The organism is Pseudomonas sp. RA_35y_Pfl2_P32, from assembly GCF_963970735.1.
Lineage (GTDB): Bacteria > Pseudomonadota > Gammaproteobacteria > Pseudomonadales > Pseudomonadaceae > Aquipseudomonas.
In genome coordinates, this window is sequence record NZ_CAXAQF010000007.1 from 90613 (window position 1) to 108427 (window position 17815).

26 protein-coding genes are annotated in these 17815 nt (G+C 59.8%); 7 read left to right on the forward strand and 19 right to left on the reverse strand.

Features of this window, described 5'->3' with window-relative positions; genetic code table 11:
- Positions 1-28 precede the first annotated feature (28 nt).
- On the reverse strand, positions 29-949 hold the full coding sequence (locus AACY45_RS08720) for a LysR family transcriptional regulator (protein WP_339545082.1): 921 nt from the start codon (positions 947-949) through the stop codon (positions 29-31).
- 153 nt (positions 950-1102) lie between these two features.
- On the opposite strand from AACY45_RS08720, the gene AACY45_RS08725 reads away from it, so the two are divergent.
- Positions 1103-2044 (forward strand): cyclase family protein, encoded by a 942-nt coding sequence (locus tag AACY45_RS08725; RefSeq protein WP_339545236.1) that lies wholly within the window; start codon positions 1103-1105, stop codon positions 2042-2044.
- A gap of 64 nt (positions 2045-2108) precedes the next feature.
- Entirely contained in the window at positions 2109-3101 is a 993-nt protein-coding gene (locus tag AACY45_RS08730) for a diaminopimelate epimerase (protein WP_339545083.1), read from the forward strand.
- A gap of 66 nt (positions 3102-3167) precedes the next feature.
- On the opposite strand, the gene codA is transcribed toward AACY45_RS08730, so the two are convergent.
- The 8 genes from codA to AACY45_RS08770 form a co-directional block, all read right to left on the reverse strand.
- Positions 3168-4415, reverse strand: coding sequence for a cytosine deaminase (gene codA / locus AACY45_RS08735; protein WP_339545084.1), 1248 nt, complete (start codon positions 4413-4415; stop codon positions 3168-3170).
- 13 nt (positions 4416-4428) lie between these two features.
- The gene (codB, locus tag AACY45_RS08740) at positions 4429-5700 is read right to left on the reverse strand and encodes a cytosine permease (protein WP_339545086.1); all 1272 of its coding nucleotides are present in this window, start codon (positions 5698-5700) and stop codon (positions 4429-4431) included.
- Between the two features lie 209 nt (positions 5701-5909).
- On the reverse strand, positions 5910-6266 hold the full coding sequence (gene queD, locus AACY45_RS08745) for a 6-carboxytetrahydropterin synthase QueD (protein ID WP_007955941.1): 357 nt from the start codon (positions 6264-6266) through the stop codon (positions 5910-5912).
- Positions 6267-6329: 63 nt separating this feature from the next.
- A complete protein-coding gene (locus AACY45_RS08750; protein WP_302098596.1) occupies positions 6330-6542 on the reverse strand; it encodes a helix-turn-helix transcriptional regulator in 213 nt (70 codons plus the stop codon).
- A gap of 45 nt (positions 6543-6587) precedes the next feature.
- Complete coding sequence (locus AACY45_RS08755; protein WP_339545087.1) at positions 6588-7019, reverse strand: hypothetical protein; 432 nt, start codon at positions 7017-7019, stop codon at positions 6588-6590.
- 50 nt (positions 7020-7069) lie between these two features.
- Complete coding sequence (locus AACY45_RS08760; protein WP_339545088.1) at positions 7070-7219, reverse strand: hypothetical protein; 150 nt, start codon at positions 7217-7219, stop codon at positions 7070-7072.
- A gap of 49 nt (positions 7220-7268) precedes the next feature.
- Positions 7269-7763, reverse strand: coding sequence for a hypothetical protein (locus AACY45_RS08765; RefSeq protein ID WP_339545089.1), 495 nt, complete (start codon positions 7761-7763; stop codon positions 7269-7271).
- An 85-nt stretch (positions 7764-7848) separates the two neighbouring features.
- Positions 7849-8400 (reverse strand): hypothetical protein, encoded by a 552-nt coding sequence (locus AACY45_RS08770; RefSeq protein WP_339545090.1) that lies wholly within the window; start codon positions 8398-8400, stop codon positions 7849-7851.
- 86 nt (positions 8401-8486) lie between these two features.
- Here AACY45_RS08770 and AACY45_RS08775 point away from each other — a divergent pair, with 86 nt between their 5' ends.
- A complete protein-coding gene (locus AACY45_RS08775; protein WP_339545091.1) occupies positions 8487-8726 on the forward strand; it encodes a hypothetical protein in 240 nt (79 codons plus the stop codon).
- On the opposite strand, the gene AACY45_RS08780 is transcribed toward AACY45_RS08775, so the two are convergent.
- Entirely contained in the window at positions 8727-10532 is a 1806-nt protein-coding gene (locus AACY45_RS08780; RefSeq protein WP_339545092.1) for a DNA cytosine methyltransferase, read from the reverse strand.
- Positions 10533-10616: 84 nt separating this feature from the next.
- On the opposite strand from AACY45_RS08780, the gene AACY45_RS08785 reads away from it, so the two are divergent.
- Positions 10617-10808 carry a hypothetical protein gene (locus tag AACY45_RS08785; protein ID WP_339545093.1) on the forward strand — a complete coding sequence of 64 codons (192 nt, stop codon included), beginning with the start codon at positions 10617-10619 and terminating at the stop codon, positions 10806-10808.
- A 48-nt stretch (positions 10809-10856) separates the two neighbouring features.
- On the opposite strand, the gene AACY45_RS08790 is transcribed toward AACY45_RS08785, so the two are convergent.
- Entirely contained in the window at positions 10857-11417 is a 561-nt protein-coding gene (locus AACY45_RS08790; RefSeq protein WP_339545094.1) for a hypothetical protein, read from the reverse strand.
- Here AACY45_RS08790 and AACY45_RS08795 point away from each other — a divergent pair.
- Both AACY45_RS08795 and AACY45_RS08800 read left to right on the forward strand, forming a co-directional pair.
- Positions 11416-11748, forward strand: a complete 333-nt coding sequence (locus tag AACY45_RS08795) for a hypothetical protein (RefSeq protein WP_339545095.1) — start codon at positions 11416-11418, stop codon at positions 11746-11748. The two genes, AACY45_RS08790 and AACY45_RS08795, sit on opposite strands and share 2 nt — an antisense overlap.
- Positions 11749-11885: 137 nt before the next feature.
- Positions 11886-12608 carry a hypothetical protein gene (locus AACY45_RS08800; RefSeq protein WP_339545096.1) on the forward strand — a complete coding sequence of 241 codons (723 nt, stop codon included), beginning with the start codon at positions 11886-11888 and terminating at the stop codon, positions 12606-12608.
- Here the strand turns inward: AACY45_RS08800 and AACY45_RS08805 are convergent.
- From AACY45_RS08805 to AACY45_RS08840, 8 genes are all read right to left on the reverse strand, one after another.
- Positions 12605-12940 (reverse strand): hypothetical protein, encoded by a 336-nt coding sequence (locus AACY45_RS08805; RefSeq protein WP_339545097.1) that lies wholly within the window; start codon positions 12938-12940, stop codon positions 12605-12607. The two genes, AACY45_RS08800 and AACY45_RS08805, sit on opposite strands and share 4 nt — an antisense overlap.
- A gap of 69 nt (positions 12941-13009) precedes the next feature.
- Entirely contained in the window at positions 13010-13600 is a 591-nt protein-coding gene (locus AACY45_RS08810; RefSeq protein ID WP_339545098.1) for a hypothetical protein, read from the reverse strand.
- A gap of 2 nt (positions 13601-13602) precedes the next feature.
- Positions 13603-14265, reverse strand: coding sequence for a lambda exonuclease family protein (locus AACY45_RS08815; RefSeq protein ID WP_339545099.1), 663 nt, complete (start codon positions 14263-14265; stop codon positions 13603-13605).
- Positions 14265-15254: a RecT family recombinase gene (locus AACY45_RS08820; RefSeq protein ID WP_339545100.1), complete on the reverse strand. Its 990-nt coding sequence runs from the start codon at positions 15252-15254 to the stop codon at positions 14265-14267. The genes AACY45_RS08815 and AACY45_RS08820 overlap by 1 nt, the downstream gene beginning before the upstream one ends.
- Positions 15255-15306: 52 nt before the next feature.
- Positions 15307-16464: a hypothetical protein gene (locus tag AACY45_RS08825; RefSeq protein ID WP_339545101.1), complete on the reverse strand. Its 1158-nt coding sequence runs from the start codon at positions 16462-16464 to the stop codon at positions 15307-15309.
- A 156-nt stretch (positions 16465-16620) separates the two neighbouring features.
- Positions 16621-16755 carry a hypothetical protein gene (locus AACY45_RS08830; RefSeq protein ID WP_339545102.1) on the reverse strand — a complete coding sequence of 45 codons (135 nt, stop codon included), beginning with the start codon at positions 16753-16755 and terminating at the stop codon, positions 16621-16623.
- Positions 16752-16985: a hypothetical protein gene (locus AACY45_RS08835; protein WP_339545103.1), complete on the reverse strand. Its 234-nt coding sequence runs from the start codon at positions 16983-16985 to the stop codon at positions 16752-16754. Before AACY45_RS08835 ends, AACY45_RS08830 begins: the two co-directional genes overlap by 4 nt.
- Entirely contained in the window at positions 16982-17230 is a 249-nt protein-coding gene (locus AACY45_RS08840) for a hypothetical protein (RefSeq protein WP_339545105.1), read from the reverse strand. The genes AACY45_RS08835 and AACY45_RS08840 overlap by 4 nt, the downstream gene beginning before the upstream one ends.
- 146 nt (positions 17231-17376) lie before the next feature.
- Here AACY45_RS08840 and AACY45_RS08845 point away from each other — a divergent pair, with 146 nt between their 5' ends.
- On the forward strand, positions 17377-17673 hold the full coding sequence (locus AACY45_RS08845; RefSeq protein WP_339545106.1) for a cupin domain-containing protein: 297 nt from the start codon (positions 17377-17379) through the stop codon (positions 17671-17673).
- Positions 17674-17815: the final 142 nt, after the last annotated feature.

Here is a 17815-nt window from a genome sequence, read left to right on the forward strand (position 1 = left end):
GGGCCACATCCTTGCATATCAATGACCGTCAGACGACCTCGGGGTTCTGCGCCTGGCATGGGGTATCGGCCAATTGCTCAAGGAGAAAGGCGACGAACAGGCGAATCTTTTGCGACAGGTGACGATTGCTGGCGTACAGGGCGTAGATGCTGCGGCTTGCCATCGAATGCTGCGGCAGTATCCGCTGCAATTGTCCGCTGGCCAGCAAGGGCAGGGCGATGAACGAGGGCAGCGCGCCCACCCCAAGGCCGGCCACCAGCATGTCGCTGAGCAGCAGGCTGTTGTCCACCGTCAAGCGCACCGGCAAGGTCAGTCGCGTCTGCCCGTCGGGGCCTTCCAGGTGCCAACGGCCGGGATGCTCACTGAGCCGGTAAGCCAGGCAGCTGTGGTGCAACAGTTCTTCGGCGACGCTCGGTGTACCGTGGGTGTGCAGGTAGGCGGGGGCGGCGCAGATGATTTGCTCCACCGCTCCCAGGCGCCGCGCCACCAGCGTCGAGTCCAGCAGTTGATGGCGGATGCGCAGGGAGACGTCAAAACCTTCGCTGACCATATCCAGCAGGTGGTCGTCGAGGGTCAACTCGACCTTGAGCAAGGGGTAGCGCTGCATGAACTTCACCAGCAATGGCGACAGGACCTTGAGGCCAAACGACAGCGGCGCATTGACCCGCAAGCAGCCTGCTGGCTCGCGGGCGTGGGCCTGGGTGGACTGCTCCAGCGCGTCGAGTTCGTCGAGCAGGTGGCAGCACTCGCGGAAGTAACCTTCACCTGCTTCCGACAGGCTCATGCGCCGGGTTGTACGCAGAATCAACAGGCTGCCCAGGCGTGCTTCCAGTTGCCGGACCTGCTTGCTGACAGCCGCCGTCGATTGATTGAGATCCACGGCTGCCTTGCTGAAGCTGCCTCGCTCGATCACCCGCCGGAACGTGCGCATGGCCAGCAGTACGTCCATATTGTTTCCTCCCTGTTGAATATGTTTCAAGCAATCGCCAGATTATCCACGAGTCATTGCTCAATACCATGGTCACCTCGATCTTCAGGGAGTTGTGCCATGATCCGTCTTACCCCGCTCAAACGATTTGTCCGTCACGCCACTTTGCCGCTCATGGTGAGCCTGTCCGCTGGCGCGGCACTGGCCGCCGAGGTAGGTGTCAGCCCTTGGGGGCCGAGTGATGAAATCGGCCGGCTGAATCTGATGACCCCGCAATCGCGGGTCGCGATCATGGCGCGGGTCAGCGGGGCCCAGGCTTACGATCTGGCGGTCGATTACTTCGTCGGCATGCCCAGTTGGCAGGCAGCGGGTGATCCGCCGTATCAAATGTGGATGACCCATACCCCCCATGGCAACGTGATTGCCGACCCGATGAACGTCGGTGAGGTGATGAACCGGCATGTCAGCTATAGCGGTTCGGCGGTGTCGATGTATGCGCACATGGGCACGCACATCGATGCCCTCAACCACTTCGGCCTGGACGGCAAGATCTGGAACGGCTTTCGCGCCGATCAACACCTGGGCGATCGTGGCTGGAATGTCACCGGCGCGGAAAAGCTCCCGCCGATCATTGCCCGCGGCGTGTTGATCGACGTCGCGGCGGCCAAAGGCCTGGAGATGTTGCCCGACAGCTACCGGGTCACCCGCGAGGATTTGCGCCAGGCACTGAAGGTGCAGAAAGTCGCCCTGGAAAAGGGCGATGTGGTACTGATCCGCACCGGCCGTATGCGCGACTATGACAACGCCCAGGCATACATGGCCAACCCGCCGGGCTTGAGCCTGGACGCCGCGAAGTTCCTGGTCGAGGAGGGCGAAGCGATGGTCGTCGGTGCCGATAACCTGAGCTTTGAAACCTTCCCTTCGGAAGTCGAGGGCAACTACCTGCCGCTGCACACCTACCTGCTGGCCATGCAGGGCGCGCCGATCCTCGAATTGGTCAACCTGGAAGGCCTGTCCCGGGACAAGGTTTATCAGTTTGCCTTTATCGGCGCCTCATTGAAGCTGCGCGGGGCCGATGCCGCGCCGATCCGGCCGGTGGCATTGCCGATCAACTGAGGTGGTTCTGTCACGCAGAGGGTAGAGTAGCCACACGCTTCATGCCCCTGCTCAGGATGCCTCCATGACCCCTTTGTTTGATGCTCGCGGCAACCGTTATGGGGTTGTCAGCCCCTCTCAATTGCGTCAGCGCGGCATCGAGCTGCCGGCGGACGCACGCCAGGCGGCGCACACCCGCGCCACCTGGAGCCTGGCAGCCATCGAGGCCTGTTGCAGTTGGGCGCCGGGCACGCGGCCAGCCGGGTCCAAGGCGCATCGCAGTGATGGTTTGCTGGTCGGCCCGTTTCAGCAGGCCGCCCCCTTTGACCTGTTGATCGTCAACACCGACGGGACCCTGGCCGAGCGCAGCGGCAATGGCTTGACGATCTTCGCCCAGGCGCTCACCGAGCAAGGCTTGATGCCTGCCGAGGGTCGCTGTCTGCTCAAGGTCCATCATGACCAGGCCAACACCCCGTCGCCTGTGCAAACCACGGTGCAAGCGGCCGAGGTCGAGGGTGTGCAAGGGTTCTGGCTGGACCTGGGCAAGCCTGAGTTCGGCCCGTCGGCAGTGGATGCTCACGGGGTGACCGCGGCGCTGCTCAATCAACGACCGTTGAGCCATGTGCCGCCGCTCGCCGGGATTAATCCTCAGTGGCGACACAGTCAATTCGTGCGCATCGGCAACCCCCATTGCGTGACGCTGGTGACCCAGGCGCACGGGCTGCCGAGCAACCCGCAGATGGCCGCCCCCGGCCTGGCTGACGACCTGACCCGCATTGCCTTTGCCCCACCCAGCGGCGGGGGCCAGCCCTGTGCCGCCGGGGTCAATCTGCAATGGGCAATGCGCGAATCGGCCAATCGCCTCACTGCCCGGGTGTTCGAGCGCGGCGAAGGCCCTACCGCGTCTTCCGGCACCAGCGCCAGCGCGGTGGCCTGTGCGGCGTGGAGTGTCGGCTGGGTGACCGCGGGCACGGTGGCGGTGGTGATGCCCGGCGGCACGGCCCCGGTGTTGCTCCTAGAGCAGGACGGTGAATTGAGCCGGGTCAGCTTGTTCGGGACGGCGTGCTTGATCCGTTGAATTCAGATCCGCCATCGCGAGCAAGCCCGTTCGCCGGATTGATGTGGGGCCTTGGCGTCAATACCCCTACAACGCCGAGCCAAACATCTCGATCACCGGCATCTGGCGTTTCATCAACACCTTACCGCCGCGGATCGAGTACAACGGCAGTCCCTGGCTGCGGATCACTTCGTAATCGCTGTCGGCCGACAGGATCAGCAGGTTGGCCGGCCGTCCTGGTTCCAGCCCGTAGCGGTCACCCAGGGCCATGGCCTTGGCGCTGTTGTCCGTCACCAGGTCCAGCGAACTTTGCAGGTTGCGGTAGCCGAGCATGTGGCAGATGTGCAGGCCGGCTTCCAGGACCCGCAGGATGTTGCCATTGCCCAGTGGGTACCAGGGGTCGACGATGGAATCCTGGCCGAAGCACACGTTCATGCCGGCTTCGAGCAACTCGTTGACCCGGGTCACGCCCCGGCGTTTCGGGAAATTGTCGAAGCGCCCCTGCAAGTGAATGCTCTCGGTCGGGCAGGAGACAAAACTGATCCCCGAGTGTCCCAGCAGGCGAAACAACTTGGCGCAGTAGGCGTTGTCGTAGGAGCCCATGGCTGTGGTGTGGCTGGCGGTCACCCGCGCACCCATGTCGCGGCTGCGGGCTTCTTCGGCCAGCACTTCAAGAAAGCGCGAATGCGGGTCGTCGGTTTCGTCGCAATGCACGTCCACCAGGCAGCCGGTGCGTTCGGCCAGGTCCATCAGGAACTTCACCGAGCTGACGCCCTGGTCGCGGGTGTATTCGAAATGCGGGATCCCGCCCACCACGTCGGCGCCCAGGCGAATCGCCTCCTCCATCAGCTCGCGGCCGTTGCGGTAGGACTCGATGCCTTCCTGGGGAAAGGCGACGATCTGCAGGTCGATCAGGTGCCGGCTCTCTTCGCGCACTTCGAGCATGGCCTTGAGCGCGGTCAGTTGCGGGTCGGTGACATCGACGTGGGTGCGCACATGCTGGATGCCATGGGCGGCGAGGGCGTCGATGGTTTTTTTCGCCCGGGTCTTGGTGTCTTCCTGGGTGATGGTGGCCTTGCGCTCGCCCCAGCATTCGATGCCTTCGAACAGGGTGCCGCTCATGTTCCAGCGCGGCTCACCGGCGGTCAGCGTGGCGTCGAGGTGAATGTGCGGCTCGACGAAGGGCGGCACCACCAGGTTGCCCCCCGCGTCGAGGTCGTCGGGGCCCAGGGTCGGTGCCTCGGTCTGGCGGGCGATTCCGCAAATCAGACCGTTTTCCAGGTGCAGTTCATGCAAGCCTTCACGGTTGCGCAGGCGGGCGTTGATGATGTGCATCAGGCGAATCCCTTTATCGATCGGGTAGTGCTGCGCTGGAGGTGCGGGTCCCCAGGACGCAGGTCAATGCCACATACGTTAGCGCGGCAGCGCCAATTCCTACCAGTGGCGCGACCCACGGCGAGCCGAACGCGGCGACAGTGCCGACCCCATAAGCGCCGAGTCCCGCCCAGTTGAAGGCCGGCAGCCGGGTATCGGCCAGGCGTGGGTAGTGGCCTCGATAACGGTAGAAGAAGTCCGCCATGATCACCCCGCCAATTGGCGGAATCACCGTGCCCAGCAGAATCAGGTACGGCACCAGCATGTCGTACATGCCCAGCAACGCCAGCAGGGTGCCGATCACGGCGCCGGCCAGGGTCACGGTTTTGCGCCGCCGGGTGCGCAGCAGGTTGCAGCCGGCGACGGCGAAGTTGTAGATGGTGTTGTCCTGGGTGCTCCAGATATTGAGCAGCAGCATGGCCATCGCGGCCATGGCGAACCCTTGCAACAGCAGGACCTCGACCACATCCGGTTGCTGATAGACGATGGCCCCGTAGGCGCCGATCAGGACCATCAGGCCATTACCGAGGAAAAAGCCGATCAGGCTCGCCAGCACCGCGATCCGGGCGGAGCGGGAGAAACGGGTCCAGTTGGTGGCCTGGGTCGCGCCGCTGACGAAGGTACCGAACACCAGGGTGATGGCGGTCGACCAGTCCAGGTGGGTGCTTGGCACCACCGCCAGTAGTGCGTCGAGGCCGCCGATCTGCTGTGTGGCGACCCACATCGACAGCATCAACAGCAGCATCATGGCCGGCACCGCGATGTAGGAAAGGATTTCCAGGCCGCGATAGCCGACGTAGGCCGTGGCGCAGAACGCCAGGCCGAACAGCACCATCAGTCCCAGCACCGTGCCGTCGCCCAGGCTCAAGTACTTGCCCAGCACCACGGCGGCCGTGGCCGTGCCCCAGGCATACCAGCCGATCTGGGTGAACCCTAGGATCAGGTCGCTGAGTTTGCTGCCCAGCTCACCAAAGCAAAAGCGCCCCATCAGCACCGAATTGAGGCCGCTCTTGAAGGCGATGTAGCCCAGGCCCGCGGCATACATGCCCAGCAGCAGGTTGCCGAGGACAATCACCGCGAGCATCTCGCTAAAACTGAACGCCACCCCGAGCTTGCCGCCGGCAAACATGGTCGCGGTAAAAAAGGTAAAGCCCAGCAGCACCATGGCCGTCGACATCAGGCCCTTGCGGGCATGCATCGGCACTTCACTGAGGGGGTAGTCATTGCCCGGATCGTTCTGCGTCATGTGGCGTTCCTTGCGAGAGAGGAGGACGCGGGGGTGTTGCAGTGCTCGTGCCAACGCAGCGGTTGGCCCTGTTACTTATAGTCCAAGGTCCGCGGTGCGGCAGTGGTGACGCGCGAAAACGGTGCGGCACCCGCATTCGCCCTCTCTATGTGGGCGATTCCCAGGCATAAAAAAACCACCGGGGACGGTGGTTTTTTCGACTGCCAGGCTCACTCGCCGCGGTAGATGCAACCGCTGGTGCAGGTCTCGTGGATGCGGATTGCACTGAGTTCCGGCAGCAGCGGCTTGAGTTCATTCCAGATGAACTTGGCCAGCACTTCACTGGTCGGGTTTTCCAGGCCGGGGATGTCGTTCAGGTAGTTATGGTCCAGGCGCTCGTACAGCGGCTTGAAGATCGCCTTGATTTCCGAGAAGTCACGGATCCAGCCAGTGTGCGGGTCGAGGTCACCGCTCAGGTGAATCGCCACTTTGAACGAGTGGCCGTGCAGGCGCCCGCACTTGTGGCCGTCCGGAACGTGGGGCAGACGGTGGGCGGACTCGAAGGTGAATTCTTTGAAAATTTCCACGGTTGGACCTGTAGGGCTTGATATACGGGGGTTCTGGAGTTTGGTCAGTCGCTGGTGTACTGATCAATGTACTGATTGGTCGTTGCTGGGGGTCACAGCGGTCATCCATTGCGAGATTGCCGACTGGCGCCAAGCGACCGAGTTGGGACCTATTCTAACCTGTTTTGGGAAGGTGCCTTCCCTGATGCGACGATAAACCGTGTTACGGCCCAGGCCAGTGGTGTGAAGCACCTCGTCGAGGCGCAGGAAGCGATCAATTTTTTCTGCTACTGCCATGATGATGCTCCGGGCCGCGCGTGGCGGCAGAAGGTGGGGGAGGGTTTATTCGTCGTCGGAGTCAGGGTCGTCGTCACCGTCATGGCTGACGCTAATTGGGAGTTTGCCAAGGCGCTCCAATGCCAGGACGAGTCCGATGCGCAAGCCCTTGGCCATATCTTTTGTGAGCATGATCTCGACCGGGTCATCGGTACCAAGCTGAAGGGTGACGCCTTCTTTGGCGTTGTCGCTGATCAGATGCAACTGATCGGCTTGGCGCTTATGCCACCCAAGCAATGCCTCGATCATCTCGCCGACATCCTGCGGGGCGTTGACCGATCCCTCCAGCGCACAGGTGATCAGCTTTTTAAGTTCCTCCTTTTCTTCTTCGGCCCGATCGAGCTGATCGTCGGCGGCGAAGGGACCGCCCACCATTGACCAGCTACTGGCGAATACCTGGGCTTGTTCCATGATGGCTTTAAGGGTTTTCTCAGACATGCGGATTCCTCGCCCGCCTTTCACCGGCAGGCTGGTAGGTGGAAGAGGGGTTACTTGCGGCGCTGGAAGTCAGTGCAGCGGACGATCACCGTCTGCCCGTCGCTGGAAAGCGGCGGCATGGTGCTGAATGGAAGGTGGTTGCAATTGCGGTGGGCATGGGTGCAGGTGCGACACATGCCGCCTTTTGGTTGATAGGTCATCGCCGCGGGCCCTTGTAGCAGTACACGTAGGCGAACCAGGCGAGGGCGATCATGGCGTCACCTCTGAGGCCTCTGGAATATCCTCGAACTTGTAAGTCTTGATGACGCGTTCTTCGACGCCGGAGACCTTGATGAATTTTGCCTCTTCAACCCAGGGGTAGGCGTCTGGGTTGCCGTGCTTGCCGCCGCCGCTCATCTCACAAAAGGCGAGAGCACGGCCGTCTGGCAGGATGAAGGCCTTCACATCGACCTCGTAGTTGCGCTCCCAGCTGTAGTGGCACCAAGATGGAACACCGGGGGCGTCCACTGCGCTGTAACGCACCTCGTTGACCGCATCATCGTGCGAGCTCTCATCGTAAAGCTGATCCAGATCCTCGCCGGACATGGACGCCAAATCTTCAAGGGAAACGAGGCCATTTGGTGCATCGCGCAGGCTGTCGTACTTGTAGCCGAAAGCATTGATTCCGTGATGCATCACCAGCAGCTTGGCCATCTGGCGCGCAGTGAGCGTGTTCAGTGAGTGGTGGATGTTTGCATCGAGCATAGGGGTTCCTTGCCGCTATAGCGGCTGACTTTGAAGGGGGAGGGAGTAGATTTGCTGGTGGAGTACAGATGTACTCTTGTCGGGATTAGGCCGATTCGATGGCTGGGTGTGTCTCGTTCCAACGTTCGAAGGCTTCCTGCGTCGTAGCTGCTTCGATCTTCTCGTCGCACTGGTTGCACGCCGCCACACCGCCAGAGGCGCCGACATCGCGGTGCCCTTGCTTGCACGGGTTCATATGCCAGTCATCATCCTTTATGGATTCTGGTTCTGGATATTCAGGGCGGGCCGGCGGATAGGCAGGAGCGGTCATCGCCTGGTCAATGGCTGCGCGAAGATTCTCGCTGTAGTTCTCGCCAATGACGCGCTCGAACGGCTTATCCATCCAATGGCCGACGACCTCGATGTTGATGTTGCTATCGCCGGCGTCGCCGTTAGGGCTGCTGTCGAAGCGGACATCCCAGCAATTCGATTCCAGCGCGTCCAGCCGGTGCTTGTCGCGTTCCAGTTCATCAATCCGCTGATCCGCTGCGTTCAGGCGCAGCTGCAGGGCGTCACGCTCGCGGATTGCCTGGGCATGCTTGCCGCGCCAGTGCAGCACTGCATCCAGTTCCTCTTTCGATTGGTTCAAGTTGCTCATGGGGCGTCCTATGCCGGGGTATGCCCGGGCGGTGGAGAGTGGTGAGGGATCAGCTACAGTTCAGCGATCAACCAGTGGAGGTGGTCATGAAGTGCATTATCTGCGGGGCAAAAGTTCAAAATTGGGATATCGCCCAAGGTGGGATAGGTTCGGATTGCGCAGAGTGCAGCCGCTATGACATCAGCGGCACAGTGCTGGAACTTAGAGCCAAAGGTCACCATCGATTCGATGTGGAGCAGACGCGTCATTGGCTCGTCGGTCAGCGAGAAGCTCATCCAGATGAGGTGCCAATGATCAAGTCAGGCAACGAACGATGGGCTCTTTGATCAGGCTGCAAGCCGCTGGTAAAGCTCGATGATGTCGGCGGCATTGGCGCTGACCAGTGCTTCGGCCTCATCTGGACATACACTGTTGCCGATCAATCGGACCTGGTCCGTCTTGTTGATGTCGCGCCATTCTTCAGCGCCGGTGACCGGGTCGACGAATAACCCACGATCGATGATGTAGTCCTTGTCGAAGCCCTGGGCTGCCTTGAGCTCAGGCGGCTGCAGCATGCGCAGGGTGATGTCGACCAGCACATAACCACCGACCATGACAAGGTCCGCCGGGTCTTTGAAGTGCTCCGGCAGATGTTCATGCATGAAGGCAGCGCAACGGCGGGCACCTTCCAGCTGCGTTGGCGTCAGGGTGTCCGGCACCTGCACGACCTCGACCAGTGCAACGCGGTCCTTCGTTGGAAGGGTGTGCATCGGCTCTGTGAGCGAGATGCCGTCCTTCTCGTTGCCGTAGTACTTCACCAGGTACGCGTTGACCAGCCGCTGGTTGGCGCCGGATTGGCAGATGGTCGAGATTGGGTCGTAGGCCGAACGGCCGTCGCCTTTGTAGTACCCGCCATTCGCCTGTTCGAAAAATGCGGCCGATACCGCGTGATGCCCGGTGCCGGTGGCGACCACGCCAAGCGGGCCGTCAACGCCAGCACCGACCGAACCTTTCCGCAACGTCACCATGTTCGCCGCAGCCATCGCGAAGTGGCCACCTTTCACTTGAGCTACTTGAGTGCGTAGTGGCTCCTGAACGTCGAAGTTTCGCTGTGAGGATCCATTGGCACACTCGGTGAGGAATGGCGCCGCTACCGGCTGTACCAGTGCGTGATGCGTGCCGCCGGTGCTGATGGTCGATAACGCCTCGTCGACGCCGTGGGTGCTGGTGTGCGAGTCCGATGTTCCTCGCATCGGCACAATTAACGGCTTCGCGCTGGTCATCACATGCCGCCAGCAGCCCTTGGCCACGCGGCGCATGGTGTTCATCGCCATCGGCTTGTCACGGAAGATCGTGCGGCCGAGGTTGCTCCAGTCGATGCACTCGGCAGCGGTGCGCCAAGGCTGCTGCTTCGCCGTCGGCACTTTGTGGCGCGTTGGTGCCGGCCAGACAATCGGCTTTCCGTCGCTGCGCGCCACCAGGTACAGACGTTTCCGAATTGTCGGGGCATTGGCGTTTGCCGCGATACGTTCGCGCCATTCGACGTTGTAGCCTAGGCCGCGAACAAGGGCTTCCACTGGAACGAACTCTCCGATCGATTCAAGAATTTCCGGCATGTCGGGGTGATCGGCCGGGAGCCCGGTGCTGAGCGCGGCAATAAACGATTTGAAGGTGCGACCGCGCTCGGCCTTGATTGGCTGGCCCTCCTCATTAACCGGGCCCCAGTCGCAGAACTCTTCGACGTTCTCCAGGAACATCAGGCGCGGCCGGGTTGCGTGCGCCCACCGGACAACAACCCATGCCAGTCCACGAACCTTGCGATCACGCGGCGCACCGCCCTTGGCCTTGCTGTGATGCCGGCAATCAGGCGAGGCCCAGAGAATGCCAACCGGCTGGCCGCTGGTGGCATGGACCGGATCCACTTCGAACACGTCAGCGACATAGTGCGCCGTCTGCGGGTGGTTGGCGCGGTGAACCGCCAGGGCGATCGGGTTGTGGTTTACCGCGACATCTGGCTCCCGGTACGCCCGGGCTATCCCGGTGCTTGCACCGCCGCCACCGGCGAACAGGTCCACCACCAGTTCCTTTTCGAATGGCAGGCCCATGCTTGGCTGACGGTTGATGAACTGGGGCAATTTCTGCTGAGCGGACATAGGGGATCCTCGCCGGCTGGCGTGATTCGTTGAAGTGGGGTATTTGTGTTCGGCCCGGCATGGAGCCGGATCAAGGAGAAGCAGATGAGCAACGAAGAAATGCGCGACGATGAATTCCATCCAACCTGTCCAAAGTGCTCAGGTATTAATTTCACAGCGATTTCTAACCGCTACGTTGGACGCACTTCAGAAGCGATCAGCATGATTATCTGCGCGGATCTGAAATGTCAGGCGGTGGTGGGCGTTCTTCCTAAAGCGGAAGTATTCCCGGAGTAACTGCATTGGCCACCCTCACCGGCGTTCAGCGCAATAGGTGAGGGCGGGTCAGGCGGCCTTGCGCTGATTCAGCACCTGCAGGCGCGCAGCTTCAAACTCGCTCGCCACGATCTCGGCAGCACCTACGATGTGCTCGCCGTCTTCCTTCAGCTGGAATCCGAGGTTGAGATAAATGGCGCCTTCATGCTTGAAGAACACGCCGCCGCTCAACCACACGCTACCCCAGTCCACGCCAAGCGCCTTCCATACGTCGTCCTTACTGATGCGCGCAGGGCAGTGCTCTTGCCACAAGCCAGCTAACCGTTCGTGCTCGGCGTTGTATGCCGCTCTCGCTTCTTTCGTGGCGCCCTTCTCTGGTTTGGCCGCATTCCGCAGGGCGCGATAGCCATATTCGTCCGGGCGTCGCCAATGCACGTCAAGGTCTCGGCTGTCGCTGATCTTCACGCCGCCGACATAGCTGTCACTGCCGGAATACATCGGGGAGCCTGGGCCGCCGAACACATCCTTGAGCGCCTCGCGCTTGCGGTCGAATTCGGCTCGCTTGGCGTCCCATGCATCGATGGCGGCCAGTGCCGGGGCGGCATTGGTCTTGTAGAAGTAGCTGCTCATGGCAATCTCCGTTGCAGGCGCCGCCCTCCGTGACCGGTGGTGGCAATTTGGTTTGGGTTGGGGTATTACGGATGGCCCGGCATGGAGCCGGATGCGGAGCTTCGCAATGGCAAAAAAGGAAAGGCGTACCAGGGCCGAGCGACATAAGCAGAAACATCAGTTCGACGATCTTGCTGCATTGCTTGAGGCAACTCCGGTCGAATATCGAGCCAAACTCTACGAGAAGCTAGAGCGGGAGCGAATTGCTGAGTCGATGGCGAAGTCTGGAAAGAAGAATCGTGGAGGCTGGCCGTTTGTTTCTGGGAGCTTCGAGAGCGGCAGCAAGAAGTGATGGTCTAAGCAGCCTGTCACTGCATCCGTTAATGGTTTTCTCCATGCATGCGTCGCCCCCCGTGGCCGGATGCGGCATGGTGGCAATTTGAGTTTGCGTGGTGTATACGAGACGGCTTTTCGCAAGGAGGGCAAGCGATGAAAAAACTTCAAGCTTGGATGGCTAGGCAATGTAAATTTTGGTCAAGTCAGTCAGTCGAATGGTGGGTGAAACGGGCAACTGTAGGTTGGGGCCTAGTGATATTTTTTATCATTTGCTCTCGATATAAAGAGTTGATGAATCTTGGACTCAACGAGTTGGGCGATTTTTTCGCTGGGATGTTCGGGCCTGTCGCCTTTGGATGGTTGGTTCTCGGTTATACCCAGCAAGGCAGAGAACTAAAATTGAGCTCGAAAGCTTTGCGCATGCAGACTAAGGAACTCAATGACTCTGTTAAGCAGCAAACTGCAATGGTAGAAGCACAAAAAATTAGCCTGGAAAACCATGAGAGGTCTCTCGAGCCCCTATTGGTTTTGACTCATGTAGAAACCCATCTGGTAAATAACCACGGTTATGAAACATTTCGGCTGGACAATACCGCGGCCTATTGCGAGAGCGTCAGAATGGAGTCAGCGTGCAATGGGCTCAGGCTAATGAGTCAGCCACTCCCGACTATGATGACTGGCGATACTGAGGTGTTTAGCGTTCAGCCTATAGCTGGAAAATCACAGATTGAAATAACAATTTATTACACAAAGATCAGTGGCTTAGAGAACTCGCAATCCTTCATTGTGAAAAAGTTCATTCAGGAGGATGGGGATAGAATATTCATCGAAAAGTTGCCGTTCACTAGGCGAGAAGCTGTCGCTGCGGCTAGTTAGCAAGGATACGTAGGACCTAGCACTTCATCCCCCGGGTCCTGCTGAATCATCAGCAGGCTCTTGCGATGGAAAGCGAGCGACACGTTTTCAGGTATTACGTATTCGTGTCGCGGCGGAGCCAGCAGTGGGGCGGACTTTTGAGGCCCTAACGCATGAAGATGATGAATCATCAGCGTGATGGCCTCGCCCTGTTCTTCGATGCCACTCCAACCCATCAGTTCAGCGAGTGCTTGGCGTGTGCCGGCCATGCAATGCAGCCTGATTTCTTCCTCGCCGCGAGTCTTTCGCCTCGCCGCGGTCTTGGCCGATCGGTCTTTCTGTGCGGCAGCCATGGCCGGCCTCCTGTAAATCGCTGGCCGGCAGATCCAGCCAGGTTTGTCGTTTGCGTTGCTGGATGCGGGCTATGCGGCGCATGAAGTGCTGCCTTGATGAGCCTTGGGGTAGTCGATGCCGTGGGCGGTGATGATCCGCTCGAAGGCTTTGTTGCCGATGGCCAGCCTGCCGCAGCACTGGCGCCGGGTGATGCCCAGTTCAAGGAACGCCCTGATCCGCTCGGCATACTTTGCGTCTCGGGCCCTGACCTGTTCTTGCCGGTGGGCGTCGTTAGCACCGCCGCGTGTTGCCTTCTTGAACTTGAACCCGTACTCCTGGGACATACTCAAGAGGGTGCGCCTGCCGATGCTCAATGCCTGGGCGACTTCGGTCTGGGTATGGGTAGCGGCCAGCGCTATTATCTGGTCGGCCTTCGTCCTGCGCTTTTCTTCTCGGATGCTGAGCGGGGCCGGTACTGGATCCGCCTCAACTCGCCGCCGAACAAACGGCTTGGGCGTCGGCGGCATCTGGTTGCTGTAGGTGATGGGCTTTGGTTTGTAGCCGATCGGCTCGGCTACTTTGATCTGGCCGCCGCTGGCCAGGAACTGGGCGACCTGGGCCGCCAGTTCGTTCGACTTGGGCCGAAGCTGCTCGACCAGACTGAGGTGATTGCTGATCATGCTCAAGCTCCTAATCTATGGGCTTGCGCCCGCGCTTTGTCCGCGACCTCATCAACCATGCGATTCAGTTCCAGGTTGAACTGGACAAGCTCTTTGTGCAGGTTGGCGATGTAGTCTTCGTCGCGGTAAATCGTCTCGATGTAGAGCTGACACTCTTCATCTTGACGAGAATCGAACGACAGAAAATCCCACCACTTCCGTCCCGTGACGAACATGCAGCCCTGGACCTGCGGCATGTGTTCTTCGGGCATGCCTTCGAGCCAAGTCCTGACATGTATTGCCTCGTTGAAAGGGCATTTCGACTCAGTGCCACCGTCATCGTTGATCAGGCCGTCTGGCGAGCATCCGAGCCAGTCGTACTTCGGATGAACGATGAACTCTGACGGCACGACGATGTTGCCGGTCAGCATTTCGTAGGCATCCTGAGCTTTCTGTTCTTCGGTGTGACCCCACTTCATGGAAGCGCTGCTGACGTTGTGCTTGGACTTCTTTGCCAGACGCTCGAAGCACAGTTCGCGCATGTATGAGGTGCGCGCGCCCATAGGCTCGCGCTTCCCATTTTTGTCAGGCTTCCCCCAGGCCATCACGTCTTTAAACCGGCTGGCGGTTACCCGACCAGACCGGTCCGCATGCCACTTTTCAGTGCCCTGAAGTTCCGTTCTCACTATGCCGCTTCCTCGGCCTGAGTCAGGTCTTCGCTGGTTCCGGTCATATCGGTAAAGTCGCCATCAACGGTTGCCGCCATGTTCTTCAGCGCTTCGTGGCACTCCAGTCCGATCGCTGCACGTTGCTTAGGCTTGAGACCTGCCCAGGCTGTCGCATAGGCGTCGATGTCTTGCCGCTTCGCGACAACCAAAAGGTCTGCGAATACTCCGTCTATTTCCGGCGAGGGGGATTTCGGGCCGAACGAAACACCAGCAGCGGCAGCGGTATTTGAAGCCTGCTTCGCGGGGGTGATATCGATTTCGCCGCCGTATGAGTCTTCGAACTCATCGGGTGTATAGACGCCGAGGATGACGTCAGGGCAGAAAAGTCGAGCCCACTTTTTAGTCACTAAATAGGCAATCTGCTGCTTCGGATCTTCCGCCCAAAGCGTCGAGTTCCGGGTGCGGACCTGAGTGAGCAGAAGCTCCAGAATGCGGGGTTCGTCTTCGCCATTGAAGGTTGCCCAGACCCTGATTCCGAGGCCTTTCTCGTCGTCAAAGTTCCAGGCAGGAACGCGGTATTTCTTGAACTCGCCGGTGTCCTCGTCCTTCTTGGTTTTGCTGGTGACTTCGCGCATCTTCCCGATGACGTTTTCCCATGCGCCGAACCACTCGAAGTTCAAGCGACCTTTGACGGGTGCCTTGGCGGTGATCACTGCGTTGACGAGCTGCGCTTCGTAGCTCAGCGCGCCGCCGTTGACGATGAACGTCTTCTGCGCAACAGCGAAAGGGTTCATCTGCCACTGCATCGCTTGCAGCACTACCGCCATGCAGTCAGCCTGATTGCCCTTCAGATGCTTGGGGACTGTTGTCACGCCCTTCGACATCATCATTGCGAGGTCGCTCATCGACTTCATGGTGCCTGGATCGAGGATGAGCGCTGCCGCGTTGTGCGAAGGATCGTGGTAAGTGGCGAGGCCCGTTGGTGCTTGAGTGTCTGAGTCGGTCATTGCGCTCTCCGTGGTCGACAATGAATGTGTCGGCCTTTAGATGGAAAGGTGGTTAGAAGCGGATGGCGCGAAGCCAGGCGCGAGCAGTGTCGAGGTCCACGTCGAAACCAAGGGCTACGACCTCGACAATGTCGTCAACCAATGGGGCGGTCGTAGTCACGCCTTCGGATTCAGCAGCAGCTGCATGTGCGCTGATAGGCGTGACTTCGGCCTTCTCTCCGACCACTGGGGCAGCCGCTGGGGTGGCTGACGCTGGCGCTGCGGCCTGGGCGCGCAGACGGGCCAGTTCTTCCTGGTCACGTTGATACTGTGCGTCGCGTTCGCGCTGCTGGCGCTGTTGCTCTTCCTGCTGCTCGCGCTGTTGGCGTTGCTGCACTTCCATGTCGCGACGCTGCTGGTCCAGATCGTCCTGCTGTTTCTTCAAACGCTGGCGGTCTTCCTCGGCGCGTTGCTTGCGCAGCTCCTCAGCTTCGGCGTCGGCAATGCGCTGCTTTTCGCGCAGTTCGTCGAGTTGTTTCTGCTGGGCCAGCAGCTTGGCGGCAGCCTCTTCTCGCTCAACGGCAGACTTGTGCAGCGTTTCTAGCTGTTCAATAGCGTTGTCCCGAGCGATTGTGCCTTCAGCTTCGAACTCGGCATATTCTTCCGGCAGAATCACCGACTCCTTGACGCCTTGCAGGATGTTCGCGACATCGGCAGCGCTACGGCTTGCATATGCAGCAGCGACAGAGCTGAAACGGGTGATTTTTGCCCGGATGGCTTCCACACGCTCAGCCTCGATACGCTCGCGCTCGGCTTTCGCATCAGCGACGCGCTTTTCTTCGGCCTTGATTGCTTCATCAACGGGCGCTTCGATTGCCAACACTCGATCCTTCAGCGCCTCGCCGAATTCCTTCACCTGGTTGACGCGAGCCTGGGCGTCCTTGACCTTCTGCTGGTACGGAATCAGCGCCGTCTTGGTGGTGTTGGCCAAGGCATAGCGCACATCTCGTATATCGACCCGAACTTCCTTCGCATTCGCCAAACCTTCGCTGGTCGAGCAATCAACAACCAGCTTTGCGTAAGTGGTTTCCAGACGAACGATCTGTTCTTCGTGCGGCCGGTATTCGGCGATGTCGGTGACGGCAACCGAAGGGACAACAGAGTTTTGTGCGTCTTCAGCTTCGCCCATTTCGAGCGAGTCTTGTGTGAGTGCTTGTTTATTTGCGGACATGACTATTCCTTACCGCGCGGTGCGCAGCGTTTGAAGGTGTGGGTTATTGAGTGATGCGATCGGCGAGAGCGCTGAGCAGCATCAGTAGGGCAAAAAGGGTTAGGGCGGGGAAAGAGCCGCGCCAGATCAGTAGGCGGCGCGCCCGCTGGTGAGTCGTCACGACACCCTCGCAATCAACATGCCGCGGCGCGTGCTGATCTTGATGCGCTGCGGTAGATCAGCGACCAGAAAAAAGCCCTGCCGCTGCAGGGCTTCGGCCATTGCTTTGGCGTTACGAGCGATGATGGTCATGCTGCAGCTCCCTGCGTGATCGAAGCGTTGTAGGTGTCGTAGATCTGGTCGATGCGTGCCCGGTAATGCCGGTGCTCATCGTCGTCGATGGCGCGCAACATGTAGGCGAGGGTGATGACTGATGTCGCTGCCGAGCTGGCGTTGGGCTTGCCGAGGTCGCGAATCATGTTGTTGATCTCACCCTCGATCCAGGTAACCGCCGTCTGGTGGTCGCGTTGCTGCTGGCTCATGTCTTTTCTCCATTCATGCCGAAGAAGTCCCCGATTTGTTCAACTGCTGCGTTGATGCGCTTGGCAGTAGCTTTGCGCTCCGCAAGTTGCAGTGCCGCGCGGGTCGCCTGGGCTTCAGTTCGCACCAGCGCTGCGGCCTCGTAATCGTGGAAGTCTTCTTCGCTCGGGGCTTTGGTGCGACCCCATTGGTCGAAACGGCGGTCCCACTCTCGAGCCTGGGCACTGTCTGCATAGCTGGTGGACATGGTCGCCTCCAGAGTGGCGGGTGTTGATCCAACAAAACTCGGCTGCACTCATCCATTCCGCTTGTTGCCGTTGGGCGCGGAGGGGAGTGCATGCGGGTGGTGTCGGAGGGTATAAGTGGAAATACGATTTCAATAAGGATGTTTCTATGTCGTTGCTGGATCTTGATTCGATCTCGAGGGCTTTGCCTCACCCTTGGAAGTCCGCTGTGGTTGGGCGGGTAGGGGAGTCCAACATCAAAGTTCTTCGTATGGATGAAATGCCCTCTGCCGCCGAGGTTCATGACTACACCGAAGGCTTGTTAGTCATCTCGGGGCAACTGTTGCTAGGAGTTCAAGGTGAAGTGATCACCGTAGTGGCAGGGCAGATGTACCTGGCAGGTGCAGGTGTCCCTCACGAAGTGTTGCCTGGAAGCCACGGGACCTTAGTCATAGTGGATGTTTGATAGGTAGCAGGCGCCCGGCTCTACCCGGGATGTGTCGGGTCTGGACTGCCTCGCAAGATTTCTCAGGCTTGCCAGAAGGTCACTCGAGGTAGTGCTGTTCACTCAAGAAAAAGCCGCTTACCCCGAAGAGGAAGAAGCGGCG